Genomic DNA, 24,347 nt, shown 5'->3' with positions numbered 1-24,347 from the left:
GTTGCGGTTTCGCCGCGCGCCAAGACGCGGACCGTTTTTGGAGGAAATCTTTTGTCTCAGGGCTCTGTTGCATCAGCCCCCGCCTTCGCCGTCCAGGGTGCGTCCGGCGCTTCAGCCGCCACGCCCGATGTCGGCCTGCGCGGCCTCGATATCACCTTTGAGCTCAAGACCGGCGAGCAGCATTGCGCGGTCCGCAACATCGACCTGACGGTGTCGCCAGGTGAATTCGTCTCGGTCGTCGGCCCGACCGGCTGCGGCAAATCCACCTTGCTGAATGCCGCCGCCGGCCTGCTGAAGCCGTCGGCCGGCAGTGTCGATATCCAGGGCGCAGGTCTGTCGGGCCTGAATGCCAAAGCGGGCTATCTGTTCCAGGCCGATGCGCTGATGCCGTGGAAGACCGCGATCGACAATGTCGCTGTCGCACTCGAACCGCAGGGTGTGCCGCGTGCCGAAGCGCTGAAGCGTGCGCAGGACTGGCTCGCCCGCGTTGGCCTGAAGGGTTTCGCGCAGCGCTATCCGCACATGCTGTCGGGCGGACAGCGCAAACGCGTCGCGCTGGCGCAGATGCTGATCCGCGATCCGCAGATCCTTCTCATGGATGAGCCTTTCGGCCCGCTGGATGCGCAGACCCGGCAGATCATGGGCAATTTGCTGCTCGATCTGTGGGCCGCCAATAAGAAGGCCGTGATGTTCGTGACGCACGACCTGGAAGAAGCCATTGCGCTGTCGGATCGCGTGGTGGTGATGTCGGCCGGACCTGCGGCGGGCATCGTCGGCGATTTCCGCGTCGAGCTGCCGCGGCCGCGCGACATTGCCGAAATCCGCACCGAGCCGGCGTTCCACGCCATCCACAAGGCGATCTGGGCGAGCTTGCGCGTCGAAGTGCAGAAGGCCTATTCCCAGGGTGAAGAGGCCCAGCCGCAATGAAGAACGGCATGAAACGCTCCACTCTGGTCGCATTGCAGGTTCTGGTCGGCGTCGCCTTCCTGGTGGCCTGGCATCTGCTCACCACCGTGCCGATGGCCAACGGCAAGCCGCTGTTTGCGCCCTTCTTCTTCTCCACGCCGCTGGATGTGCTGGCGCGCACCTGGAAAGACATCCTCGGCGGCACGCTCTGGCGCCATCTCGGCATCACGCTGCTGGAAACCGTGCTCGCCTTTGGCATCGGCGCCGGCGCCGGTATTGTTGTCGGCTTCGCCTTTGCCCGCCGCGAACTGCTGGCTGCCGTGTTCGACCCTTATGTGAAAGCGGCCAATGCCCTGCCCCGCGTGGTGCTGGCGCCGATCTTCGCCTTGTGGTTCGGCCTTGGCATCTGGTCGAAGGTGGCGCTGGGCTTCACGCTGGTTTTCTTCATCGTCTTCTTCAATGTCTACCAGGGCGTCAAGGAAGTCAGCCCCACCGTGCTGGCCAATGCCCGCATGCTGGGCATGAATGAGCGCCAGCTGCTGCGCCATGTCTACTGGCCGGCGGCGCTGACCTGGATGTTCTCCTCGCTGCACACGAGCGTCGGCTTCGCGCTGATCGGCGCCGTGGTGGGCGAGTATCTCGGCTCGTCGGCGGGGCTGGGCTACAAGATTCACGAAGCCGAAAGCGTGTTTGACGTCACCGGCGTCTTCTCGGGCATGCTGATCCTGACCATCGTCGTGATCATACTGGATGCCATTGTCACCCGTATTGAAAACCGGCTGCTGGTCTGGCGGCCGGACACCACAGCCAAAACCACGTAAAATAAAACACCAGGAGGAAACGACCCATGAAACTCAAACTCGCACTCGCCGCCATGACGGCGCTGGGACTGATGGCAGGCGCAGCAAATGCGCAGGTCGAGAAGCCGAAGCTGGAACTCGGCGTCGGCGGCAAGCCGCTGCTGTATTATCTGCCGCTGACGATTGCCGAGACCAAGGGCTACTTCAAGGCTGAAGGCCTCGATGTCACGATCAACGACTTCGGTGGCGGCGCGAAGTCGCTGCAGTCGCTGATGGGCGGCAGCGTTGATGTCGTCACTGGTGCCTATGAACACACCATCCGCATGCAGGCCAAGAAGGAGCCGCTGGTCGCCGTGATCGAGCTCGGCCGCTTCCCCGGTATCGTGCTGATGGTGAAGGACAGCCTGAAGGACAAGGTGAAGACCCCGGCCGACCTGAAAGGTCTGAAGATCGGCGTCACCGCGCCGGGCAGCTCGACCAACTTCTTCGTCAACTACCTGATCGCCAAGGCCGGCGGCAATCCGAAGGACACCGCGTATATCGGCGTTGGCGGCGGTGCTGGCGCCGTGGCGGCGATGATGAAGGGCGAGATCGACGGCATGTCGAATCTCGATCCGGTGATTTCGAAGATCGAATCCGAGAAGCTCGGTTTCGTACTGGCCGACAGCCGCACGGAGGCTGGCACCAAGGCGATCTTCGGCGGTTCCAATCCAGCCGCCGTGCTGTATCTGAAGCCCGAATTCGCCGAGAAGAACCCGAAGACCACGCAGGCGCTGGTCAACGCGCTCTACAAGGCGCTCGACTTCATCGCCAAGGCCAAGCCGGAAGACATCGCCGGCGCCGTGCCGGAAGCCTACTTCCTGGGCGACAAGCCGCTGTACATGCAGGCGGTGAAAGCCTCGATGGAGACCTATTCGCGCACCGGCATCATCTCGGCCGACGGCATGAAGAGCGCGCATGACATGCTGAAGCAGTTCGATGCCGAGATCGCCAGCGCGAATATCGACCTGAACAAGACCTTCAACGACAAATTCATCAAGGCCGTGAAGAAGTAATCGACCATTCTACTTTTGCCGGTACTGAGCGGCCGGGCGCACAATCGCCCGGCCGTTTTCTTTGGCCATTTATGACAGTGATTTTTTAACTGGGCAGTTAGGACGTATCGGGTATAATTTTCCGGGACCTGTTGAGGTTCAGGACAGGGGGGCGCATGGACGATGTCTCCGGCGCGGATTTTCTGGCACGTCTGCCGGGGCCGGTGTCGCCGGCGAGCCGGCAGTTCTTTGCCACCTGGCACAGCTGGCGGCGTGGTCGCCGCCTGCCTGAACGCCGCGATCTGCAGGTCGCCAGGCTCGGGACCCACCATATCGTGATGGAGCTGCGGCACCGCGACGACATCCGCATCATCTCGATCGGCGACGGCATACGCCAGTATCTCGGCTTCGACCTTACCGGCCATAACTATCTCGACATCACCAATCCCGAGAACCGTGCCTTGCGCGCGCGGCTGTTCATCGAACAGGCGCTGCAGCCCTGCGGCAGCGTCCTCTACTATCCGCTGCGCTACCCTGATGGCGGCGTGCTGCCGATCGAATGCGCCGGCGCGCCGTTCTGCGACGACGATGGCAGCGGCATGGTCAGCCTGATGGCCGGCTGCTGCACACCGCTGGTGCCGCCGCGACCCAACGATGTCGTCGATCCGGATTCCTGGCTGGTCGGCGAAGGCATGCGCTTCATAGATCTCGGCTTCGGCATCCCGCCCGCCGATCCCTCCACGCCGCGCCACATGCTGCCGGCATTCTGAGCGCGGGATTGCCGGACTGGATTTCACACCGCCATGGTGCTTAGATAACTCGCATGGGGTCGGGTGATTTTCTGCATACACTGCCAACGCCGCTGTCGCAGCAGGCGCGGCAGTTCTTCGCGATCTGGCAGGGCTGGCGCGGTGCGCGCCGCCTGCCGCAGCGCAGCGACCTGTCCAAGGGCGACCTCGGCGCGCTGGCCGATAGTTGTCTCTTGCTCAACATCCGCTCCGCCGACGACATCCGCATGGAGAATGTCGGCCGTACCATCATCGAGAAGATCGGTTTTGATCTGACCGGGATGAACTATCTCGACCTGACCTCGAAAGAGAACCGCAGCTGGCGCGCCACGCTGACCATCGCGCAGGCCGCCCAGCCGGCCGGGGTGCTGATCTATTACTGGCTGCGCTTCCCCGACGGCGCCGTGCTGCCGGTCGAATTCACCGGCGCGCCGCTCTATGAAGACGGCGCCGCGCAATCCAGCCTGATCCTGTGCTGCGCCACCGGGCTCGCCGACACGGCGGGCCGCAAGCAGCCGCTCGACCCGGACTCATATGTCGAAGGCGACGGCATGCGCTTCATCGATATCGGCTACGGCGTGCCGCCGCTGGTGCCGGCTGAACGGCAAGAGGCGCGGCCGGTGCAGTGAAGAAGGCTCAGCCTTCCAGCTCTTCGCGCAGCATTTCCAGTTCGAGCCACTGGTCCTCGGCGGCGGCCAGATCCGCGCCGGCTTTTTCCAGCCCCTTGCTGGCGGCCTCGAATTTGGCCGGATCACGCGAGAAAAGCTGCGGGTCGTTCAGCGATGCCTGATGCTTCGCGATCTGGTCCTGCAATTCCTTGATACGCTTGGGCAGAGTCTCCAGCGCGTGTTTTTCCTTGAAGCTGAGTTTGCGCCTGGCCGCTGCACGCGGTGCAGCCTCTGTCTTCTCGGCCGCAGCCTTCTCGGCCTTGGCGGCGGCGCGGGCCTGCACGCCGGAGCCGCGCTGCGCCACCATATCGGAATATCCGCCGGCATAGACGTTCCAGCGGCCGTCACCGTCCGAGGCCAGCACAGACGTGCAGACGCGGTCGAGGAAGTCGCGATCATGGCTGACCAACAAAACCGTGCCGGGATAGTCGGCCAGCATTTCCTGCAGCAGATCGAGCGTTTCGAGATCGAGATCGTTGGTCGGTTCGTCGAGCACCAGCACATTGGACGGCTTGGCCAGCGCGCGCGCCAGCATCAGCCGGCCGCGTTCGCCGCCTGACAGCACACGCAAGGGTGTGCGCGCCTGTTCCGGTGCAAACAGGAAGTCCTTCATGTAGCTCATGACATGGCGCGGCTGGCCGTTCAGCGTCACCTTGTCGCTGCCGCCCGACAGTGCGTATTGCAACGTCATTTCCGGATCGAGCGTTTCGCGCCGCTGGTCCAGCGTGACCAGCGCGATATTCTCGCCCAGCCGGATGCTGCCTGAATCCGGCTGCATCTGGCCGGTGAGGATGTTGAGCAAAGTGGTCTTGCCGGCGCCATTCGCGCCGACGATGCCGAAACGGTCGCCGCGCAGCACCTTCACGCTGACCTCGCGCAGCACCGTATTGTCGCCGAAGGATTTTGAAATCGCCCTGGCCTCGGCGATCAGCTTGGATGACGTCTCGGCTTCGGAGACAACGAGATTGACGTTGCCCGCCACCTTGCGCTGCTCGCTGCGGCCGGTCTTGAGCTGCTGCAGCGCGCGCATGCGGCCCATGTTGCGCTTGCGCCGGCCCGACACGCCGTGCCGCACCCAGTCGAGTTCGGCGACGATCTTGCGATCCAGCTTGTGGCGCTCGGTTTCCTCCTGTTCCAGGAAGGCGTCGCGCCAGTCCTCGAAGGCCGCGAAGCCCTGCTCCAGACGTCGCGTGGCGCTGCGGTCGAGCCAGATGGTAGCGCGCGTGAGATTGCTCAAGAACCTGCGATCATGGCTGATCAGCACCAGCGCCGAGCGCAGACGCTGCAATTCGCTTTCGAGCCATTCGATGGCCGGCAGGTCGAGATGGTTGGTCGGTTCGTCGAGCAGCAGGATGTCGGGCTCGGGCGCCAGCACGCGCGCCAGTGCCGCGCGCCTCGCCTCGCCGCCGGACAGCCGCGCCGGATTTTCCGTACCATCGAGGCCGAGTGCATTGAGCAATGTGGTCGCGCGATGCGGTTCATCGCCGGGCGCCAGGCCGGCCAGCACATAGGACAGCGTGTCGTCGAAGCCGGAGAGATCCGGTTCCTGCGGCAGATAACGCATGGTGACGCCGGACTGCACGATGCGTTCGCCGCGATCCGACTGCACCGCGCCGGCCGCGATCTTCAGCAAGGTCGACTTGCCCGAGCCGTTGCGCCCCACCAGGCAGAGCCGGTCGCCGGGCATCACGCTGAGCGACGCGCCTTCGAGCAGCGGCGTACCGCCGAAGGTGAGATGGATGTCGGACAGTGTGAGAAGCGGCGGCGCCATGAAAATCCTCTGGGTGGGAGGGTGTAGCAACCGCCGGGCGACAGGGGAAGGCCGACACTTGCGGAATTTCCGCCCGGAATTCCAAGATTTATCTAGTTATTGACTGATCATTCCAGAATAAGTTATACCTGCGCCATGGCGAGACCGAAGGCCTTTGATACCGATGCGGCCCTGGTGCGGGCGATGGAGCTGTTCTGGGAACAGGGCTATGCCGCCACCTCGATGGAGCAGCTGGTCGTCGCCATGGGGATCAGCCGCCAGAGCCTGTACGACACCTTCGGCGACAAACACCGCCTGTTTCTTGCGGCGATGGACAGCTACTGCGCCATGCTGGACGACGCGATGCTGCGCCCGCTGCGCGCGCCCGACGCGGGCCTGCAGGCTTTGCATGAGGCGGGCCTGGCGATCATCGACTTCCTGGTGCGATACCCGAAGCGGCGCGCCTGCCTGATGGCCAACACCACGCTGGAACTTGCGCCGCATGATGCCGAGATTGCCGTGAAGGTGCGCGCGCATATGGACAACATGGCAGCCGCCTTCCGCCACGCACTGATCAACGCACGGACGCGCGGCGAGATCGCGGCCAGCAGCAACGCGGACGCGCTGGCGAAATATCTCGTCGGCATGGCGCATGGCCTGATGGTGATGGCGAAAAGCGGCGCGGACCGCGACGCACTGACTTCCATCCTGACCACGGCGGTCGCGCCGCTGATGCCTGCACCAGATTTCCGTCCCGCCGCCTGAAGATCACAACACCAGAGGAGAACCCCCATGACCACCGACATGACCATGCTGATCGCCAGCGCGGTGCTGACCGTGCTGCTGACACTGCCCTATTCCACCGGCCATATGCTGACGCGGGGCCTCTATGTGATGGCCGGCAACCGCGAGGATTTCCCGGCCGCGACCGGCTGGATCGGCCGGGCGCATCGCGCGCATCTCAACATGGTTGAGAATATGGTGCCGTTTGCAGCGCTGGTGCTGGCCGCCGCTGTGGCGGGCAAGGCCGATGGCTGGACCGCGCTGGGCAGCCAGGTGTTCTTCTATAGCCGCGTGCTGCATGCCGTGGTGTATATCGCCGGCGTGCCGTGGCTGCGCACCTTCGCCTGGCTCGGCGGCGTGGCCGGCATGGTCATGGTGCTGTACGGCATCGTGACCTGAGGGTGATGTGACGCCGGGCGAAGCTAACCCAGTTTCGCCCGGCAGCTCTTGCCATCGACGAAGATGGTCGCATCCCGCGCCGGCACCGACAGGCGGCAGCGCATCTGGCGACTCTGGCGGTCGAAGATTTCCACGGTGATGCCGTCCGGCTTGCGCGGCACATAGCAGTCGCGTTCGCCGGGCATCAGATCCGGTTTCACGTAGATCGGCATCGGCGATCCACCGGCATGCACCGCCACCGCCACACTGCCGTTGTTCTGCACGCAGAAGGCACTGGCCGGATCCGCGTAAAACGTGGTGGCGGCGACAACGACGGCGAAAACGGCGACGGCTTTCAGCATCCGACCAGTCTAGTGCGGGAGTCCTGAAAAGGAGGTTAAGGCATGGGCATTCTTGATCACGTCGGCGATACCCGCCTGTTGGCGCTGCGCCATCTCGCTCCGCGGAATTCCGCCACGGTTCTGCTCAAGCTGGAAACCGAGAACCCCACGGGGAGCATGAAGGACCGCATGGCGCTGGCCATGGTGGAGGCCGCCGAGAAGGACGGCCGGCTGCAGCCTGGCGGCGCGGTGGTGGAATATACCGGCGGCAGCACCGGGGTGTCGCTCAGCCTGGTCTGTGCGGCAAAACGCATTTCACTCGAACTGGTCACCTCGGAGGCCTTCAGCAAGGAGAAGCGCGATCATATGGCGGCGCTCGGCGCGAAACTGACGCTGGTGCACAGCCCGACCGGCGGCACGACGCGGGAGCTGACGCTGGAGATGATCGAAACCGCGCGCCGGATCGCGGCGAGCAAACCCGGCAGTGTCTGGACCGACCAGTTCAACAACACCGATGTGCTGCCCGGCTATGCCAAAATGGCGGATGAAATCTGGCAGCAGACCGGCGGAAAGGTCGATGCGATGGTGCAGAGTGTGGGCACATCCGGCTCGTTTCGCGGCCTCAGCACCAGGCTGCGCGAACTGAATCCTCAGGTGCGGACAGTTGCTGTCGAGCCGGCGGAATCCGCCGTGTTGTCAGGTGGCCCAAGCGGCAGTCACAAGATCGAAGGCACCGGCCCGGGTTTCGTGCCGCCGCAATGGCGGCCGGAACTGGCCAGCGAGATCGCGCAGGTCTCCAGCATGGAGGCGATGGCAATGGCGCGAAAGCTGGCGCGCGAGGAAGGCATTTTCGCCGGCACCTCGACGGGCGCGAATGTGCTGACGGCATTGCGCGTGGCGGAAAGGCTTGGGCCGGGAAAGACCGTCGTCACCATCGCCTGCGATACCGGGATGAAATATCTGAGCACCGCGCTGTATTCGCAGGCATAACGCCTCCTACCATTGTCATGCCCGGACTTGTTCCGGCCATGACATAAACGGATACAAAAACGCCGCCGAGGTTGCCCTCGACGGCGTTTCCGCTTCCCTGGGCCAGCAGCGAATGCCGGCTCAGAAACCATCAGGCGCGCTTGGCACCAACCTCAGCCGCCACCTTGTCGCTGAGCGGATGATCGAGCCGCGCGATCATTTCCTTCGGGCAGATCTGCCAGAACTTGCCCTTCACCTGGTCCCAATCGGCGAACAGGTTGTTGGCATAGAGCGACTGCGTCTCGCGGATATGCTCCTCGATCAGGCCGCGCAGCACGCCTTCCCAGTAGGAGGACTGGAGCCGCTGGTAGACCACGCTTTCGTCGTTGATCGCGATCGGCAGCACGTCGTCCACATCGTAGACAAAAGCCATGCCGCCGGTCATGCCGGCGCCGAAATTGTCGCCGACCTTGCCGAGGATGGCGATGCGACCGCCGGTCATGTATTCGCAGCCGTTCGAGCCGCAGCCTTCGATCACCGCCGTGGCGCCCGAGTTGCGCACGGCGAAACGCTCGCCGGCCTGGCCGGCCGCGAACAGCTTGCCGCCGGTGGCGCCATACAACACCGTGTTGCCGATGATGGTGTTTTCATTCGTCACCGGCATCAGCGGCGAGGCCGGTGACGGCCGCACCACGATCATGCCACCCGACAGGCCCTTGCCGACATAGTCGTTGGCATCGCCGAAGACTTCCAGCTTGAGGCCCTGCACGGCAAAGGCGCCGAGCGACTGACCGGCAGAGCCGGTGAGACGCGCGGTGATATGGCCGGGCTTGAGCCCCTTCATGCCGAACTTGCGCACCAGATGCGAGCTGAGCCGCGTGCCGATGGCGCGATGCGTGTTGCGGATGTTGTAGGCCAGCTGCATCTTCTCGCCGTGGCTGAACACTGGCGCCGCATCGCCAAGCATCTGGGCATCCAGCGTATCCGGCACCTCGTTGCGGCCTTCCAGCGTGCAGTAGCGCGCATGGTCGCCGGCATCGGCCTGGGCCAGGATCGGATTGAGATCCAGATCGTCGAGATGCGCGCCGCCGCGGCTGACCTGCATCAGCAGATCGGTGCGGCCGATGATCTCGTCCAGCGACTTCACGCCCAATCCGGCCAGGATCTCACGCACTTCTTCAGCGATGAAGCTGAACAGGTTGATGACCTTCTCCGGGCTGCCATTGAATTTCTGCCGCAGCGCGTCGTTCTGCGTGCAGACGCCGACCGGGCAGGTGTTGGAATGGCACTGGCGCACCATGATGCAGCCCATCGCCACCAGGGCCGCCGTGCCGACGCCGTATTCCTCGGCACCCAGCATGGCGGCGATGACGATGTCGCGGCCGGACTTGAGCCCGCCATCGGTGCGCAGTTTCACGCGATGCCGCAGCTTGTTCAGCGTCAGCACCTGGTTGACTTCCGACAGGCCCATTTCCCAAGGCGTGCCGGCATACTTCACCGAGGTCTGCGGCGAGGCACCGGTGCCGCCGACATGGCCCGACACCAGGATCACGTCCGCCTTGGCCTTGGCGACGCCGGCGGCAATCGTGCCGATGCCGGCTTCCGACACCAGCTTGACGGCCACCTGCGCTTCCGGGTTGATCTGCTTCAGGTCGTAGATCAGCTGCGCCAGATCCTCGATCGAATAGATGTCGTGATGCGGCGGTGGCGAGATCAGCATCACGCCGGGCGTCGCCAGACGGCGCTTGGCGATCAGCTCGGTCACCTTGAAGCCAGGCAGCTGGCCGCCTTCGCCGGCTTGGCGCCCTGGGCGACCTTGATTTCCAGCTCACGGCAGTTGTTGAGATATTCCGCCGTCACGCCGAAGCGGCCGGAAGCCACCTGCTTGATTGCCGAGTTGGCGTTGTCGCCATTCGGACGCGGCTTGAAATTCTCGGGCGCTTCGCCGCCTTCGCCGGAATCCGACTTGGCGCCGATGCGGTTCATCGCAATGGTCAGCGTCTCATGCGCCTCGGGGCCGAGCGCGCCGAGCGACATGCCGGGCGTGATGAAGCGCTTGCGGATTTCGGTAACGCTCTCGACCTGTTCGATCGGGATCGCCGCAGCCGCCGGCTTGATTTCCAGCAGGTCGCGCACCGAGATCGGCGGCAGTTCGCGCAAACCGGCCGTGTATTTCTTGAACAGCGCGTAATTCTCGCTGCCCACCGCTGTCTGCATCATGTGGATCAGGTTGGCTTCCCAGGCATGCGCCTCGCCACCGCGACGGTAGCGATAGATGCCGCCGACCGGCAGCGCGGTCACGTCCGAGCGGAAGGCCTTTTCGTGGAGGGCCAACACCTTCTTCTGGATACCGATCAGGCCGATGCCGGAGATGCGCGACGGCATGCCGGGGAACAGGTCGGCCACCAGCGAACGCGACAGGCCGAGCGCCTCGAAATTGTAGCCGCCGCGATAGCTGCTGATCACCGAGATGCCCATCTTGGACATGATCTTCAGCAAACCGCCATCGACAGCTTCCTTGAAGCGGGAGACGGCGTCTTCAGCGCTCAGCTTGCCGAGCAGGCCACGATTGACGCGGTCGACCAGGCAGGCTTCCGCCAGATAGGCGTTCACCGAGGTGGCGCCGACGCCGATCAGCACGGCGAAGTAATGCACATCCAGGCACTCGCCCGACCGCACGGTCAGCGAGGTGAAAGTACGCAGGCCCTGGCCGACCAGATGGCTGTGCACGGCGCCGGTGGCGAGGATCATCGGGATCGCCGCCCGCGTCGGGTTCATGCCCTCGTCGGTCAGCACGATATGGGCGGCACCGCCGCGCACTGCATTCTCGGCCTCGCCGCGAATGCGCTTCAGCGCGTCGCGCAGGCTGCTCTCGCCGCCATCGACCGGGAAGGTGCAGTCGATCTTCGCCGTCATCTTCTCGGCGTATTTCAGCACCTTGCCATAATCGGCATTCGACAGGCAGGGCGACTCGAGCAGCAGGATGGCGACCTGCTTGGCGTCTTCGGCCAGCACGTTGGTCAGGTTACCCATGCGGGTGCGGAGCGACATCACCCGCTTTTCGCGCAAGGAATCGATCGGCGGATTGGTGACCTGGCTGAACTGCTGGCGGAAGAAATGATGCAGGCCGCGATAATGTTCCGACAGCACGGCAATCGGCGTGTCGTCGCCCATCGAGCCGATGGCTTCCTTGGCGTCTTCCGCCATCGGATGCAGGATCAGCTCCATGTCTTCGAGCGTCAGGCCAAACGCGAGCTGCGAGCGGCGCAGCTCATCCTTGCTGAAAACCTTGGCGGCGACGGTCGCATCCTTGATCTTTTCCAGCGTGGTGATGTTCTTGACCCACTCGCCGTAAGGATGATCAGACGCCAGCTTGTCCTTGATCTCGCGATCCAGGAACAGCCTGCCCTTTTTCAGGTCGATGGCGATCATGTCGCCCGGACCGACGCGGCCCTTGCGCACGACATTCTGCTCCGGCACCGGCACCATGCCGGTTTCAGAGCCGACAATGAGAAGATTGTCGGTGGTGACGGTGTAACGGATCGGGCGGAGCCCGTTGCGGTCGAGGCCGGCAACCGCCCAGCGGCCATCGGTGGCGCAGATCGCCGCCGGGCCGTCCCACGGCTCCATGATCGAGTTGCAATAGGCATAGAGGTCGCGATGCGACTGCGGCATCAGCGGCTTGTTCGACGCCGATTCCGGAATCAGGATGGTCTTCACCATCGGAGCCGTACGGCCGGCACGCACCAGCACTTCGAACACGCTGTCGAGCGCGGCCGAGTCCGATGAACCCGACTGCACGATCGGCTTGATGTCGTCCGAGAAATCGCCGAAGGCGTCGGACGCCATCTTGATCTCGTGGCTCTTCATCCAGTTGACGTTGCCGCGCAGCGTGTTGATTTCGCCGTTATGGGCCAGCATGCGGAAGGGCTGCGCCAGACGCCAGGTCGGGAAAGTGTTGGTCGAATAGCGCTGATGATAAATGGCAAAGGTGCTGACGAAACGCTCGTCCTGCAGATCAGGATAGAAATAGTCGATCTGTTCGGCGAGGAACATGCCCTTGTAGATCACGCTCCGGCAGCTCAGCGAGCAGATGTAGAAGTCGCTGATGTGGGCTGCCAGAACCTGCTTCTCGATGCGGCGGCGGATCAGGAACAGGTCGCGCTCGAAGGCGCCGTCATCCTTGGCCCACCGGTTCTCGATCAGCACCTGCTCGATTTCAGGCCGCGTCGCATTGGCCTTTTCACCGATGATCGTGGCGTCCACCGGCACCTGGCGCCAGCCATAGATGCCGTAGCCGAAATCCAGGATCGCGGTCTCGACGATGGTGCGGCAGGTTTCCTGTGCGGCCAGATCGGTCTTGGGCAGGAAGACCATGCCCAGACCCAGCTTGCCCTCGCCCGGCTCGAAGCCCGAACGGCGCACATGCTCGCGGAAGAAATCCTGCGGGATCTGCACATGGATGCCGGCGCCGTCGCCGGTCTTGCCATCGGCATCCACCGCGCCGCGATGCCACAGCGCCTTCAGCGCCGTGATGCCGGCAGCCACCACGCTGCGGCGCGGCTGGCCGTCCAGCGAAGCAATCAGCCCGACGCCGCAGGCATCGCGCTCATCCGCGCGGCTGTACATGCCGGTTTCCGACAGGTGCGTGGTTTCGTCCTGCCACTGCTCGACGTAGCTCTTGCGGATGTCGGTCATGGATCGGACTCCTTTACTTCTGCAGACCCAGCTCGGCGAGCCGGGCTTTGTTCAATTCCTGCGCCCGCTCGGCACGCAGGCGTGCGAGCAGGGCGAGTTCCTTGTGGCGCTGGCCGAGCGCCTGGCCGAAGGCCGCCATGCGGCCATGGTCGACATTGCGCTCGATCTCCAGCAGCGCGTTGATGGCAGCCGGCGACAGCTTGTCGGTCGGCACGCCGGGCTGCATCGCTTCCTGGCCGGCCGGCGACAGCAGCACGCGCCTGAAGACCTGCAGCTCGGCCGCCGTGAAATTGGCGGCGAATTCATCGGCCACAACGCCGACGAGGTCCTCCAGCACGGCGCGCATATTGGCGGCCTGGAATTCCTCAACGTAGGTCTCGATGCTGGCATCCTTGCCGGGGAATTCGCGGCTGAGCGAGACATAGAGCTGGCGACGGCTGAGCGCGATCTGCTCGGCCAGCATCTGCTCCACGGGGAAGGCGCGCGCCACGACCTGCGCCTCCTGCTGGCGCAGCGAGGCATCGGTCTTGGGTGCCGCGGTGACGCAGGCCGTCAGCGCCACCGACAGCAGGGCTGCGACAGTGATGTTGCGCAGCGCGCTCATTCGGCAGCCGCAGCCGCCGGCTGCGCCTTGGCCTGGATGAACTGATGGATCGCATCGGCGCAGTCGCGGCCGTCGCGGATCGCCCAGACCACCAGACTGGCGCCGCGCACGATATCGCCGGCGGCGAACACGCCCGGGATGTTGGTCATCTTGCTGCGCGCCGAAATTTTCACGGTGCCCCAGCGGGTGACTTCCAGATGCGGCGCCTTGAAAGCCTGCGGCAGGTCTTCCGGATCGAAGCCGAGCGCCTTGATCACGATATCGGCCGGCTGGTCGAAATCGGCATTCTCGATTTCCACCGGCACCTGGCGGCCCGAGGCATCGGCGGGGCCGAGCTTCATGCGGCCGGCATGCACGGCAGTCACCTTGCCCTCGCCGCGGAAGCTTTTCGGCAGACTGAGCCAGACGAATTCGACGCCTTCTTCCTCGGCATTCTTCACTTCGCGCATCGAGCCCGGCATGTTGGCCTTGTCGCGGCGATACAGGCAATGCACCGCCGTCGCGCCCTGGCGGATCGCGGTGCGCACGCAGTCCATCGCGGTGTCGCCACCGCCGATCACGACGATCTTCTTGCCGGCGGCATTCAGCGTGCCGCTGTCATACTCGGCCACCTTGTCGCCGAGGCCATTCTTGTTCGAGGCCGTCAGATACGTCATCGCCGGCACGATATTCTCGAGCCCCGAGCCCGGCGCCTGCAGCTCGCGCGCCTTGTAGACGCCGGTGGCGATCAGCACCGCATCATGCTTCTTGCGCAGATCGTCCAGCGAGGCATCGCGGCCGACTTCGAAATTCATGTGGAACTTGACGCCGGCGGCTTCGAGCAAGGCCGTGCGGCGCTCGACCACGTTCTTTTCCAGCTTGAAGTTCGGGATGCCGTAGATCAGCAGGCCGCCGGGACGGTCGTAGCGATCATAGACATGCACCTGGTAGCCCTTGCGGCGCAGCTTGTCGGCCGCGGCCAGACCGGCAGGCCCGGCACCGATGATGCCGATGCTCTGCGGGCGTTCGCCATGCACCGGCTTCGGCGTCTGCACCCAGCCCGACTCCCAGGCCTTTTCGGTGATGTATTTCTCGATCGAACCGATGGTGACGGTGCCATGGCCCGACTGCTCGATCACGCAGTTGCCTTCGCACAGGCGATCCTGCGGGCAGATGCGGCCGCAGATTTCGGGAAACGTGTTGGTCGCCTGGCTCAGTTCATAGGCTTCTTCCAGACGGCCTTCCGCGGTCATGCGCAGCCAGTCGGGGATATTGTTGTGCAGCGGGCAATGCACCTGACAGAAAGGCACGCCGCATTGCGAGCAGCGCGAGGCCTGTTCGTCAGCCTTGGTTGCGGCGAATTCGCGGTAGATTTCGTCGAAGTCCTTCGCGCGCTCCGACGCGCTGCGCTTTTCCGGCATCGCCTGGGCGGTCTGCACGAACTTCAGCATCTTCTCGGCCATGGCACGCTCCGGGGGAACCTGATGATGGCCGGCAGTTGCTGGTGGCGGCCTCAGGTCCGTCTTGGGGACAAAGACACCCCGGGCGGCGGGTCCATGACGCCGGCTAAGACGTAAAGGACGCTTCGACTGGGGCGGAGCGCAACTTTTATTGCCGAATGCCCGGCCGATCAAGCAAATAATATCCGATAGGTCATGTTTGTTGACCTTTTCGATTCTTGCGCGGGGGTTTCGGGGCTTGACTGCAGGGGCGACTGTCACAAATCCATCTTATTAGGACCGGAATGGTACTATTTGACTGTTAAGCCATTGAAGTGTCACCTGTAGTTTTCCACAGCCAGCCTGTGCCGCAAAATGCCGCCGCCCCGCCCGAGTTCAGCCAGAATTGAGCCGCCTGATGATAGCGGGCCGGAACAGCCGGTTCGTTCATTCGGGAGGTCTATCCATGCGCCTTCTACATGGTCTGGCGATCGCGAGCGCCATGTTGATCTCGCTGCCCGCCTTCACTTCGCCGGCCGAGGCTGGCGACAGGCACCGCCACGGTCACGGCCACAAGCACGGCCATCATTATCACGGCGGCAAGCCGGTGTTTTACGACTACCGGGTCGACCGCCGTTATTATGGTCCTCCCGGCTACTATGCCTATCCGCCCGGCTATTACGTCGCGCCGGCGCCGGTCTATTACCACCCGCCGCCGCCCAGGTATGTGCCGCACGGCCCCTCGATCAGCGTGACCATCCCGCTGGATTGACCTGACGCATCAGGATGATGACGACGAGCGCCCGGCGAATGCCGGGCGCTTTTTTATGCCTGTGGTTGCATCACCCCGCATACAGCTTAAATCAGGCTGCATAACGAGAACATTTTATGTACATTTAAACGATACGCCTCTCTCATATTCAGGATCGCCCTGATGCGCCTGCTTCCCATTGATCCCGACCAGAACCGGTTCGATCCTCTGCCCTCCCTGACTTCGGCGACCCTTTCCGCATCACAGGCGCGATCGGACCCGAAGCCGCCAACGCGCGCGACGACGTCATCCGCGCCCAGATCCTGCTCGGCCAGTCCGGCGATCTCGACCTCGACAACCTTGGCGGCCCGACCGGCTGGCCCGGTGGCGAACTGACCCGCAGCCTGAAACGCTACCAGCGCCGCCGGGGACTCACCGTCGACGGCCTGATGCTGCCCGATGGCGAGACGATCAAGGCGCTGCAGAGCGATCTTTACGACCGCCTGGCGCGCTACAAGGCGCCAACCACAGCCGAAGTGGACGATCATCATGACAAGCTGGCGCGCTATCGCGCCGGCGAGAATGAAGTCCGTGAAATGCCGCGTACGGCGCTCGCCATGCCGGGAGGCGGACTACCCGCTTATGTGCGGACGCTGGCAGAAAACACCGATCAACGAAATCCAGAGCCGCAGCTGCTCTCTGCAACCGTGAGCGATGTTGCCGATGCGCCATCAGAATTTGTGATGGGCACACAGGTCGCGCAGCTCGCGTTGCCGATTCATCCGACAATGACTGCACCGGCTACGGGCGCTGCTGGCGCGTCACAGAAACTGCCACCCGGCGTGACCCCGAACATCGAGAAGACCAGCCAGCAACTGGAGAAGTGGTTTGACGAGAGGGTCAACCTGCTGAGCCTGCCGGCGCAGATGTATCAGCATCTCGCCAATACGACCTCCCCTGCGCTTGATCCGTCGGATGAAGCCGCAAGCAGAACGCCGCCGTTGAAACCGAGCGCGCCGGAGGATCCGCCGCCAGAAGGCAGCAAGGCCGAAGAACGCGCACCGTCACTGGAAGATCTGATTCCGCCGGAGATGAAGCCGTGGATCGAAGGACTGGAGCCGTTCGATCAGCAGCTCGCCCGCGAATTGATGCTGATCTACAACCGGCGCGGCGGACCGGAGACCATCAAGGGCAATGCAATCATCGTGAAAGAGATGATGGACGCGCTGAAGAAATATCCGGCGCTGGCAGATGGCATGAAGCATTGCTGGCGGTTCGCATTCGCCAAATCCCATGGATGGATCACCGGGCGATACCGCCGAAGGAACGTACTTGAGGGAACGCCACTATTCGAATATCGAAACGAATAAACAGGAAGGTGGCAGCTGGGCTGATATCACTTTCAAAGCTAAACCTGAACTGGTGAAGGAACTGGGCATTGAATACCTGCATCTCAGCAGTGCCAGACTCTTGAAAGATGGCAAAACGGCCGTCAGCGACGAGCGTGAAAAGAAGGCCAGACTGGAGAAGAATCACCCTGAGTCCCGCGTAGAGATTGTCGAGAAGCCAGTTGTAGCGCGTGTCGCCGGTAGAAAAATTCCCTATGATTGGGAAAGTTACCAGGCCCGCATCCGTGATTTCGCAGAACGATTGGCCGAAGAGATTGACGCTATGGGAACGCAGCCCAAGTCATGACGGAACAACGAAAGTTTACCGTTAAAACACGCTACGTATGGTTCACACTAGCTGACTGGCAGGCTTTCTCCGATGCCCTCGCCGAAGCATATCCGCAGGCGCGCTACGATTTCCGGCCCGCATATGACGTTGGTCAGGATCGCCCGGAGATAGTGTGGGAAAACAGGATCGCCGATATTCCTTTTTCCAGAAAAGGGGCGTCATCCTGGGCCGGAGATATCCCGATGATCTTCGACCCGGACTGGCAGCCTACATCTACGAGATATATCCCCCTCTACAACGAGCCGCCCGATACAATGCGCTGGGGCATCGCCCAGACGCCCCGCACCCCTTTGCCATTTGTGAAATTCCAGGATCGTGTGGGTCCGGATACCAATGAACTGGCCACAATCACAACATTCAGGGAAAGTCACATTCACTATTTCTGCCTGGCCGACAACAAGCCCGCTGCTGCTGAGATGCGCCGGTACTTTCGCCTGCTTGATAAATTCTGCACCAACCGGAACCAGGCCTATTACCGGCTGCCGTCATTCGAACTGATCCGTACGGAGGCAAAAGGATCGTGGTACTGGTTTGGCCACGATGCGATCCGCTGGGTGCGTGAGGATTCGCGGCGCAGCCTAAATTATGCGGGAAGCACCAGTTGGGCCATGCGACCATGCACGGAAGAAGAAATGGTTGCACTGCCGGCGCAGCGACCGCCAGTGCAAGAGTCGTGAAGTATCAGGGTATTGTTACCGTCGCTCGGGTACGGTCGGACGTCTCCGGCTTGCCCTTCAACCCAAACACCGGCCTTAGCACACCAACGCGCTTCACGATCTCATACCCCACGACACAGGCCGTTGCCGTGCCCGCCACCAGGATCGCCGCCTCAGCACCGACCGGCAGGCCGAGCCTGGTGAGGTGATAGCCCAGCACGACGATGGCGGTCTGGTGGATGATGTAGAAGGGAAACACTGCGTCGGTGAGATAGCGCCGGGCGGGGCTGTCGAAATTCATCAGCCGCCGCGCGAAGCCCAGCAGCATCATGATCCAGGCCCATTGATCCAGCGCCCAGATGAATGGCCGCGCGCCGCCACCGCTATTCGTCACCACCGCCCAGATCATCACGACATAGACCAGCACCGCCAGCACCAGCGCGATCCAGCGCAGGCGTTCGATGCTGCGCCAGATACCTTCGTATCTGGCGATGCCATAGCCGAACAGGAACAGCGACAGATACAGCGCATGCAGATACCAGTCGTCCAGCAGCGCATGGGTCTCGCCGAAGATGGGCTTGAGCAACAGGCGCAGCAGCCCGACGAAAACCGGCGGCAGCACCAGCAGCGCCAGCGGCTGACGAAACAGCGCGGCGATGCGCTGCAGCGGCAGGCGATGCAGCAGCGGACGTAACGCGAGCACCAGCATCGTATAGACCCAGAGATAGACCACGAACCACAGATGGTTCCAGGTCGGCACGATCAGCGGCGCGCCGTTGCTGCGCCAGCCGTCATGGAAGCCGATGTATTTCATGTAGAAGGCAACCCAGCCCTCATCGAACCCCATATGTGTCACGACCTCGTAATAGGTCTGCGGCGGCACGATCACCAGCATGCCGAAGACAATCGGCAGCAGCAGCCGCCAGCTCCGCGCTTTCGCCATCTTCCCACGCGGCAGCTTGTCGGCCATGAACCGTGTCGCACAGCCGGCGATCAGGAACAGCAGCGCCAGCCGCCAGGGATTGGTCAGCAGCATCAGCGGCTGGACGATCTCGTAGACCTCCGGTCCGGTCTGGCTGCTTTTCACATGCCAGGGCCAGGAGACGTAAAACATCCCGATATGGTATAAAATCAGCAGCGCGAAGGCGCCGATGCGCAGCCAGTCCAGATCGTAGCGACGCTCACTCATGTCCGACATGGAATCCTCTGTTCAGCAAAGCACTGCGTCGTCTCTGCCAGCGTCTGACGTCGGCATAAAGCCGGCTGGGACGAGCGGCGGGCCTGCTGTGATGAGCAGCAATATTGCGGAATATATCGGTTTTTCGAAACTGCTCTGGCTCGGCTATGCGGCATCGCTGGTGCTGGCCGCCGCCATGGGCGCCAGCTCCTTCTGGATCGAGGATACCCGTAACGGCATGGCCAATCCGGCCTGGTGCTATGCCGTCACCGAAGGCACCAGCGTGATCATGCTGTTCGCCCTGACGCCGGCTTTACTCTGGCTGACCGCCCGGCTGGATCCGAAACGCATCGGCTGGCCGCGCGTCGTGGCAAACCATCTGGCCGGCTTCGCGCTGGGCAGCGCCGCGCATATCGCTGGCATGGCCGCGCTGCGGTATGCGATCTTTCCGCTGTTCGGCCGCGACTACAGTTTCGGCGTGCCGGGCAATCTGGGCCTGCAGCTGGTCTACGAAGTCCGCAAGGATGCCGCGATCTATCTCGGCATGGTGGCGTTGATCTGGCTGGTGGCAATGGCGCGGCGGCGCGCGCAGGTTGTTGTTCAGCAGGTGGTGGTGCAGCGCATGGCGTCGGCTGGCCCGCGCCGGCTGGAAATCCGCGACGGGGCACAGCGTATCTTCGTCGATCCGGCCGAGATTCTGTGGGCCGAAGCGGCCGGCAATTATGTCGAACTGCATCTCGCTGGCCGCAGCCTGTTACAACGACAGACTCTGTCCTCGCTCGAACAGGAATTGTCGGATCAGGAGTTCGTGCGCATCCATCGCTCGCGACTGGTCAACCGCCGCCATGTGCGCAGCATGGCCGGCAATGACAGCGGCGATTTCACCGTGACGCTGAGTGACGGCCGTCAGATCGGCGGCGGCCGGCGCTGGCGCCAGTCTTTGGCGCTTTAGGGCGCTGAAGTGAAGGCTTAAGAGAAACGCGGCTCGAATTTGCCGCCGCCGCGACGGTAGCGATACAGATAGCTTTCGATGGTGCCTTCCACCGGGGTCGGCTGGTCGACGCCGAGATCCTTCAGGCCTTTGGCGCCTTCAGCAACCACGTTGTCGCGCTTCAGCAGTTCGATCTGGTCGCGCGTGATCGGCGGCGCGAAAATCGGCTGCAGTTCGAGCGCAAAGGCCAGCGGCTTGAGCGCGAAGCCCGGCACCGGCACGAGCAGCCGCTTCTTGTGGATCGCAGCCAGCGTGAGCTGCATGATTTCCTTCATGCTGTAGACCTTCGGCCCGCCGAGCTCGTAGGTCTGGCCGGCGGCTGCCTCGTCCTGCACGGCGCGCAGGATCGCGCTGGCGACATCGACGACATGGACCGGCTGCAGCTTCGTGTGACCGCCATCGATCAGCGGCAGCACCGGCGACATCGCCGCCATCGAGGCAAAACGGTTGAAGAAATCGTCTTCCTGGCCGAACACCACGCTGGGACGGATGATCGTCGCCTGCGGCATATGGCGGCGCACGCCGGCTTCGCCCGCGGCCTTGGTCTTCGCATAGTCCGAGCTGCTGTCGGCAGTGGCGCCGATGGCCGAAACATGCACCAGCGTCTTCACGCCGGCTTCCTTGGCGCAGAGCGCGATCACTTCGGCGCCGCGCGCCTGCACGGCGGAGAATTTCTGCGCGCCGCGCTCGAACAGGATGCCGACGCAGTTGATCACCACATCCGAGCCCCGCACGGCCTGCTGCACCGACATCGGCACGCGGATATTGGCCTGCACGATGTCGATCTGGCCCACCGAGCCCATCGGCTTGAGGAACAGGCCCTCGTCAGGGCGGCGGATGGCGACGCGCACCCGGGCGCCTTCGCGGGCCAGCTTCTGCACGACATAGCGGCCGATGAAGCCGGAGCCGCCGAAAACGGTGACGAGCTGGTTGCGCAGCGACGGCTGGGTCATTGGGGACACCCCTGCAAAAACGAATGATCTGGCCGGACTATAGCCATTTTGCCGGCCCGGCCAATAGTTTGCCCGGTTCGTTTGCCTGGTCGCAGGGGTGGCTTATGCTGCCGCCATGGGTGCCGGATTCCCCACTGTTGTCATGGGCCTGCTGATTGCGGCGGTCTATTTTCTGCCCAGCCTGCTGGCCTGGCGGCGCCAGCATCGCTGGCGCGACAAAATCCTGCTGGCCAATCTGCTGACCGGCTGGACCGTGATCGGCTGGGCGGTCTGCCTCGGACTGGCGCTGAGCCGGCCCCGAACGTCCTGAGCAGAGTCTAGCCGCCCAGCCGCCGGGCGTTGCCTGCCGCGACACGCTGCAGCGGCGCCAGGGCCGCACTGCCCGACTGGATCATCGCGGTACCCAACTGCATCGACCGGGCCTGCCAGCGCGGCAGCCAGGCCTGCATGAAGTCGACCTGCGCGCCGTAGATCGCTGCCGGGGTCGGCGCGACGGCCATCGCCTGCGCGGCGCGGGCCATCCCGAAGGCTTCCGTTGTCGCGAAGCCCATCATCCGCATCGACATCCGCATCGCGTGCTGCATCACCACAAAACCCGACAGCGTTGCCGCACCGAGTTTCTCCGGCACCATGCGACTGGTCTCGCCATGATCACCAACGGCAGCACGCACCATCCGCTGCGCGATCACCTGCCCGGAGACCGCGCCCAGGGCCGCCGTCCTGGCTGCCGCCCGCTGAAGCGCGGTCGCACTGCGTCGGGCGGTTTTTGTCGTCTTCATCTGATGTCCTTTGGTGGCAGGGATCTTGTCCTGACAGCAACCCGTCTGCAGGCGGTTTAGTGCCCCACACGCCCAAGATATCCTGTCAGCCCCGAACCGCTGCCGGTCCCGTGGGACCCGATCCGTGCAACAAGACAGGCGAGAGATAGCCGGGCCGGGCCGGGCCGGGCCGCATAACCCATTGATATTATTCAGATGGAATGCCGTGGATAATGTTCATTTGACGTCACATAATGTTCATGTGATGGTCATTTCAACGAAATAAGCGGCTGGCAATGTTCATTTGAACATGACGAGCCGCACGGGACAGGAAACGACCATGGCAGCCGGATTACCGGCCGACGACCGCGCGCGGGCGATCATCGACCTCGTGCGGGCTGAGGGCTACCAGACCATCGAGGCGCTGGCCGCGCAGTTCGGCAAGACCACGCAGACCATCCGTCGCGACGTCAACCACCTCTGCGATCGCGGCATGCTGCGCCGGAAACATGGCGGCGTCGAACTGCCGCCCGAGGGCGAAAATCTCGCCTATCCGGCCCGCCAGGTGCTGAACTTCCAGGCCAAGCGCCGCATCGCCGAACTGGTGGCGCGCGATGTGCCCGACAATGCCACGCTGTTCTTCGGCATCGGCACCACGCCCGAGCAATGCGCACTGGCGCTGACCGATCATCCGGGCCTGCGCGTGATGACCAACAACCTCAACGTCGCCATGGCGCTGTCGCGCAATCCCTCCTGCGAGATCACCATCGCTGGCGGCCGGGTCCGCAACCTGGACCGGGACGTGGTGGCGGCCGAAGCGCACGGCTTCTTCTCGCGCTTCTCGGTCGATATCGGCATCTATGGCGTCGGCGCCGTGGCCGAGGACGGCACGCTGCTGGATTTCGGACCCGACGAAATCGAGGTGCGCCGCAATCTGGCGCAGCATTGCCGCCAGCGCTTCCTGGTGCTCGACCATTCCAAATTCGGCCGCGACGCCACCATGCGCGGCGGCCACATCACCGAGGCGACCGCTGTCTTCACCGACAGGCCGGTGCCACCCGCCATCGCCGGCCAACTCAAAGAAGCCGGTGTCCGTCTCGTCGTCTGGTCCGACGACGCATCTGCCACAGTATCCACCACACAGCAGCACAACAACGGGAGAGGCTGATTATGTTCAAACGCATCCTTCTCGCCACCGCGCTCGGCATCGCCGCGCTCGGCGGCATCCATGACGCCAACGCGCAGCAGCGCGCCATCTGCTACAACTGCCCGCCGGAATGGGCCGACTGGGGCTCGCAGCTCAAGATGATCCAGTCCAAGCTCGGCATCACCGTGCCGCCGGACAACAAGAATTCCGGCCAGGCCATTGCCGCCCTGATCGCCGAAAAGGCCAACCCGGTCGCCGACGTCACGTATCTGGGTGGCATCGCTGCCGATCCGGCCAAGGATGCCGGCGTGCTGTCGCCCTACAAGCCGAAGAACTGGGACAAGATCCCGGCCGACCTGAAGGACCCGGACGGCAACTGGTTCACCATCCACTCCGGCACGCTCGGCCTGTTCGTCAACAAGCAGGCGCTGGGCAACAAGCCGGTGCCGCAGAGCTGGGCCGACCTGCTCAAGCCCGAATACAAGGGCCTGGTCGGCTACCTCGATCCGACCTCCGCGGCTGTCGGCCAGCTCGGCGTGATGGCGGTGAACCTAGCGCTCGGCGGTACCTACGAGAACCTTGATGCCGGCATCAAGTATTTCAAGGATCTGCAGAAGAACCAGCCGATCGTGCCGAAGCAGACGTCTTACGCCCGCGTGATCTCGGGTGAAATCCCGATCCTGCTCGACTACGATTTCAACGCCTATCGCGGAAAGTATACCGACAAGTCGCCGGTGGAGTTCGTCATCCCGAAGGAAGGCAGCGTGGTCTTCCCCTATGTGATGGGCCTGACCAACAAGGGACCGAATGCCGAGAACGGCAAGAAGGTGCTCGACTTCGTGCTGTCGGATGAAAGCCAGGCCATGTGGGGCAATGCCTATCTGCGCCCGGTCTTCGCGCAGCATCTGTCGGCCGACGCCAAGGCGAAGTTCCTGCCCGATGCCGACTATGCCCGCGCCAAGCCAATCGACCTGAAGAAGCTGGCGACCGCGCAGAAGGTGATTGTCGATCGCTACAACAAGGAAGTGAACTGAGTCCCG

23 protein-coding genes and 2 pseudogenes are annotated in these 24,347 nt (G+C 63.4%); 17 read left to right on the top strand and 8 right to left on the bottom strand.

Features of this window, described 5'->3' with window-relative positions; all coding sequences use genetic code 11:
• Positions 1-51 precede the first annotated feature (51 nt).
• The 5 genes from FNB15_RS07120 to FNB15_RS07100 all read left to right on the top strand — a co-directional run bounded on the left by FNB15_RS07120 (position 52) and on the right by FNB15_RS07100 (position 4,157).
• Positions 52-927, top strand: coding sequence for an ABC transporter ATP-binding protein (locus tag FNB15_RS07120; RefSeq protein ID WP_144068039.1), 876 nt, complete (start codon positions 52-54; stop codon positions 925-927).
• A gap of 8 nt (positions 928-935) precedes the next feature.
• The gene (locus FNB15_RS07115; RefSeq protein WP_144068038.1) at positions 936-1,727 is read left to right on the top strand and encodes an ABC transporter permease; all 792 of its coding nucleotides are present in this window, start codon (positions 936-938) and stop codon (positions 1,725-1,727) included.
• 26 nt (positions 1,728-1,753) lie between these two features.
• A complete protein-coding gene (locus FNB15_RS07110; protein ID WP_144068037.1) occupies positions 1,754-2,761 on the top strand; it encodes an ABC transporter substrate-binding protein in 1,008 nt (335 codons plus the stop codon).
• A 155-nt stretch (positions 2,762-2,916) separates the two neighbouring features.
• On the top strand, positions 2,917-3,510 hold the full coding sequence (locus FNB15_RS07105; protein ID WP_144068036.1) for a PAS domain-containing protein: 594 nt from the start codon (positions 2,917-2,919) through the stop codon (positions 3,508-3,510).
• Between the two features lie 53 nt (positions 3,511-3,563).
• A complete protein-coding gene (locus FNB15_RS07100) occupies positions 3,564-4,157 on the top strand; it encodes a PAS domain-containing protein (RefSeq protein ID WP_144068035.1) in 594 nt (197 codons plus the stop codon).
• Between the two features lie 7 nt (positions 4,158-4,164).
• Here FNB15_RS07100 and FNB15_RS07095 read toward each other — a convergent pair whose 3' ends face one another.
• Positions 4,165-5,967 carry an ABC-F family ATP-binding cassette domain-containing protein gene (locus FNB15_RS07095; RefSeq protein WP_144068034.1) on the bottom strand — a complete coding sequence of 601 codons (1,803 nt, stop codon included), beginning with the start codon at positions 5,965-5,967 and terminating at the stop codon, positions 4,165-4,167.
• Positions 5,968-6,102: 135 nt separating this feature from the next.
• On the opposite strand from FNB15_RS07095, the gene FNB15_RS07090 reads away from it, so the two are divergent.
• Positions 6,103-6,711 (top strand): TetR/AcrR family transcriptional regulator, encoded by a 609-nt coding sequence (locus FNB15_RS07090; protein WP_144068033.1) that lies wholly within the window; start codon positions 6,103-6,105, stop codon positions 6,709-6,711.
• Between the two features lie 27 nt (positions 6,712-6,738).
• A complete protein-coding gene (locus tag FNB15_RS07085) occupies positions 6,739-7,128 on the top strand; it encodes an MAPEG family protein (RefSeq protein WP_144068032.1) in 390 nt (129 codons plus the stop codon).
• A 23-nt stretch (positions 7,129-7,151) separates the two neighbouring features.
• On the opposite strand, the gene FNB15_RS07080 is transcribed toward FNB15_RS07085, so the two are convergent.
• Positions 7,152-7,469 (bottom strand): hypothetical protein, encoded by a 318-nt coding sequence (locus FNB15_RS07080; protein WP_144068031.1) that lies wholly within the window; start codon positions 7,467-7,469, stop codon positions 7,152-7,154.
• 42 nt (positions 7,470-7,511) lie between these two features.
• Here FNB15_RS07080 and FNB15_RS07075 point away from each other — a divergent pair, with 42 nt between their 5' ends.
• Complete coding sequence (locus FNB15_RS07075; protein ID WP_144068030.1) at positions 7,512-8,438, top strand: PLP-dependent cysteine synthase family protein; 927 nt, start codon at positions 7,512-7,514, stop codon at positions 8,436-8,438.
• Positions 8,439-8,568: 130 nt separating this feature from the next.
• Here the strand turns inward: FNB15_RS07075 and gltB are convergent.
• The 3 genes and pseudogenes from gltB to FNB15_RS07060 all read right to left on the bottom strand — a co-directional run bounded on the left by gltB (position 8,569) and on the right by FNB15_RS07060 (position 15,161).
• Positions 8,569-13,115: pseudogene (gltB, locus tag FNB15_RS07070) on the bottom strand (glutamate synthase large subunit).
• Positions 13,116-13,128: 13 nt separating this feature from the next.
• A complete protein-coding gene (locus tag FNB15_RS07065; RefSeq protein ID WP_144068029.1) occupies positions 13,129-13,719 on the bottom strand; it encodes a hypothetical protein in 591 nt (196 codons plus the stop codon).
• A complete protein-coding gene (locus tag FNB15_RS07060; protein ID WP_144068028.1) occupies positions 13,716-15,161 on the bottom strand; it encodes an NAD(P)-dependent oxidoreductase in 1,446 nt (481 codons plus the stop codon). Before FNB15_RS07060 ends, FNB15_RS07065 begins: the two co-directional genes overlap by 4 nt.
• A 442-nt stretch (positions 15,162-15,603) precedes the next feature.
• Here FNB15_RS07060 and FNB15_RS07055 point away from each other — a divergent pair, with 442 nt between their 5' ends.
• From FNB15_RS07055 to FNB15_RS07040, 5 genes and pseudogenes are all read left to right on the top strand, one after another.
• On the top strand, positions 15,604-15,909 hold the full coding sequence (locus FNB15_RS07055; RefSeq protein WP_144068027.1) for a hypothetical protein: 306 nt from the start codon (positions 15,604-15,606) through the stop codon (positions 15,907-15,909).
• 239 nt (positions 15,910-16,148) lie between these two features.
• Positions 16,149-16,310, top strand: a pseudogene (locus tag FNB15_RS21515) (hypothetical protein); the annotation flags it as partial.
• 27 nt (positions 16,311-16,337) lie between these two features.
• A complete protein-coding gene (locus tag FNB15_RS07050) occupies positions 16,338-17,258 on the top strand; it encodes a hypothetical protein (protein ID WP_221932754.1) in 921 nt (306 codons plus the stop codon).
• Complete coding sequence (locus FNB15_RS07045) at positions 17,221-17,583, top strand: hypothetical protein (RefSeq protein ID WP_144068025.1); 363 nt, start codon at positions 17,221-17,223, stop codon at positions 17,581-17,583. Before FNB15_RS07050 ends, FNB15_RS07045 begins: the two co-directional genes overlap by 38 nt.
• The gene (locus tag FNB15_RS07040; RefSeq protein ID WP_144068024.1) at positions 17,580-18,302 is read left to right on the top strand and encodes a hypothetical protein; all 723 of its coding nucleotides are present in this window, start codon (positions 17,580-17,582) and stop codon (positions 18,300-18,302) included. The genes FNB15_RS07045 and FNB15_RS07040 overlap by 4 nt, the downstream gene beginning before the upstream one ends.
• A 4-nt stretch (positions 18,303-18,306) precedes the next feature.
• Here FNB15_RS07040 and FNB15_RS07035 read toward each other — a convergent pair whose 3' ends face one another.
• The gene (locus FNB15_RS07035) at positions 18,307-19,479 is read right to left on the bottom strand and encodes an acyltransferase family protein (RefSeq protein ID WP_144068023.1); all 1,173 of its coding nucleotides are present in this window, start codon (positions 19,477-19,479) and stop codon (positions 18,307-18,309) included.
• Positions 19,480-19,570: 91 nt separating this feature from the next.
• Between FNB15_RS07035 and FNB15_RS07030 the strand changes: the two genes are divergently transcribed.
• On the top strand, positions 19,571-20,410 hold the full coding sequence (locus FNB15_RS07030) for a LytTR family DNA-binding domain-containing protein (protein ID WP_185973751.1): 840 nt from the start codon (positions 19,571-19,573) through the stop codon (positions 20,408-20,410).
• 17 nt (positions 20,411-20,427) lie between these two features.
• Here FNB15_RS07030 and FNB15_RS07025 read toward each other — a convergent pair whose 3' ends face one another.
• Positions 20,428-21,402 (bottom strand): complex I NDUFA9 subunit family protein, encoded by a 975-nt coding sequence (locus tag FNB15_RS07025; RefSeq protein ID WP_144068021.1) that lies wholly within the window; start codon positions 21,400-21,402, stop codon positions 20,428-20,430.
• A gap of 97 nt (positions 21,403-21,499) precedes the next feature.
• Between FNB15_RS07025 and FNB15_RS07020 the strand changes: the two genes are divergently transcribed.
• Complete coding sequence (locus FNB15_RS07020) at positions 21,500-21,712, top strand: superinfection immunity protein (RefSeq protein ID WP_144068020.1); 213 nt, start codon at positions 21,500-21,502, stop codon at positions 21,710-21,712.
• Positions 21,713-21,719: 7 nt separating this feature from the next.
• On the opposite strand, the gene FNB15_RS07015 is transcribed toward FNB15_RS07020, so the two are convergent.
• Positions 21,720-22,181 (bottom strand): hypothetical protein, encoded by a 462-nt coding sequence (locus tag FNB15_RS07015; RefSeq protein WP_144068019.1) that lies wholly within the window; start codon positions 22,179-22,181, stop codon positions 21,720-21,722.
• Between the two features lie 319 nt (positions 22,182-22,500).
• Between FNB15_RS07015 and FNB15_RS07010 the strand changes: the two genes are divergently transcribed.
• Both FNB15_RS07010 and FNB15_RS07005 read left to right on the top strand, forming a co-directional pair.
• The gene (locus tag FNB15_RS07010) at positions 22,501-23,328 is read left to right on the top strand and encodes a DeoR/GlpR family DNA-binding transcription regulator (protein ID WP_185973750.1); all 828 of its coding nucleotides are present in this window, start codon (positions 22,501-22,503) and stop codon (positions 23,326-23,328) included.
• Positions 23,329-23,330: 2 nt separating this feature from the next.
• The gene (locus FNB15_RS07005; protein ID WP_144068017.1) at positions 23,331-24,341 is read left to right on the top strand and encodes an extracellular solute-binding protein; all 1,011 of its coding nucleotides are present in this window, start codon (positions 23,331-23,333) and stop codon (positions 24,339-24,341) included.
• Positions 24,342-24,347 lie beyond the last annotated feature (6 nt).

The organism is Ferrovibrio terrae (genome assembly GCF_007197755.1).
Taxonomy (GTDB): Bacteria; Pseudomonadota; Alphaproteobacteria; order Ferrovibrionales; family Ferrovibrionaceae; genus Ferrovibrio; species Ferrovibrio terrae.
Note: the sequence above shows the minus strand (reverse complement) of the source record. Positions and strands in the feature narration are given on the sequence as shown.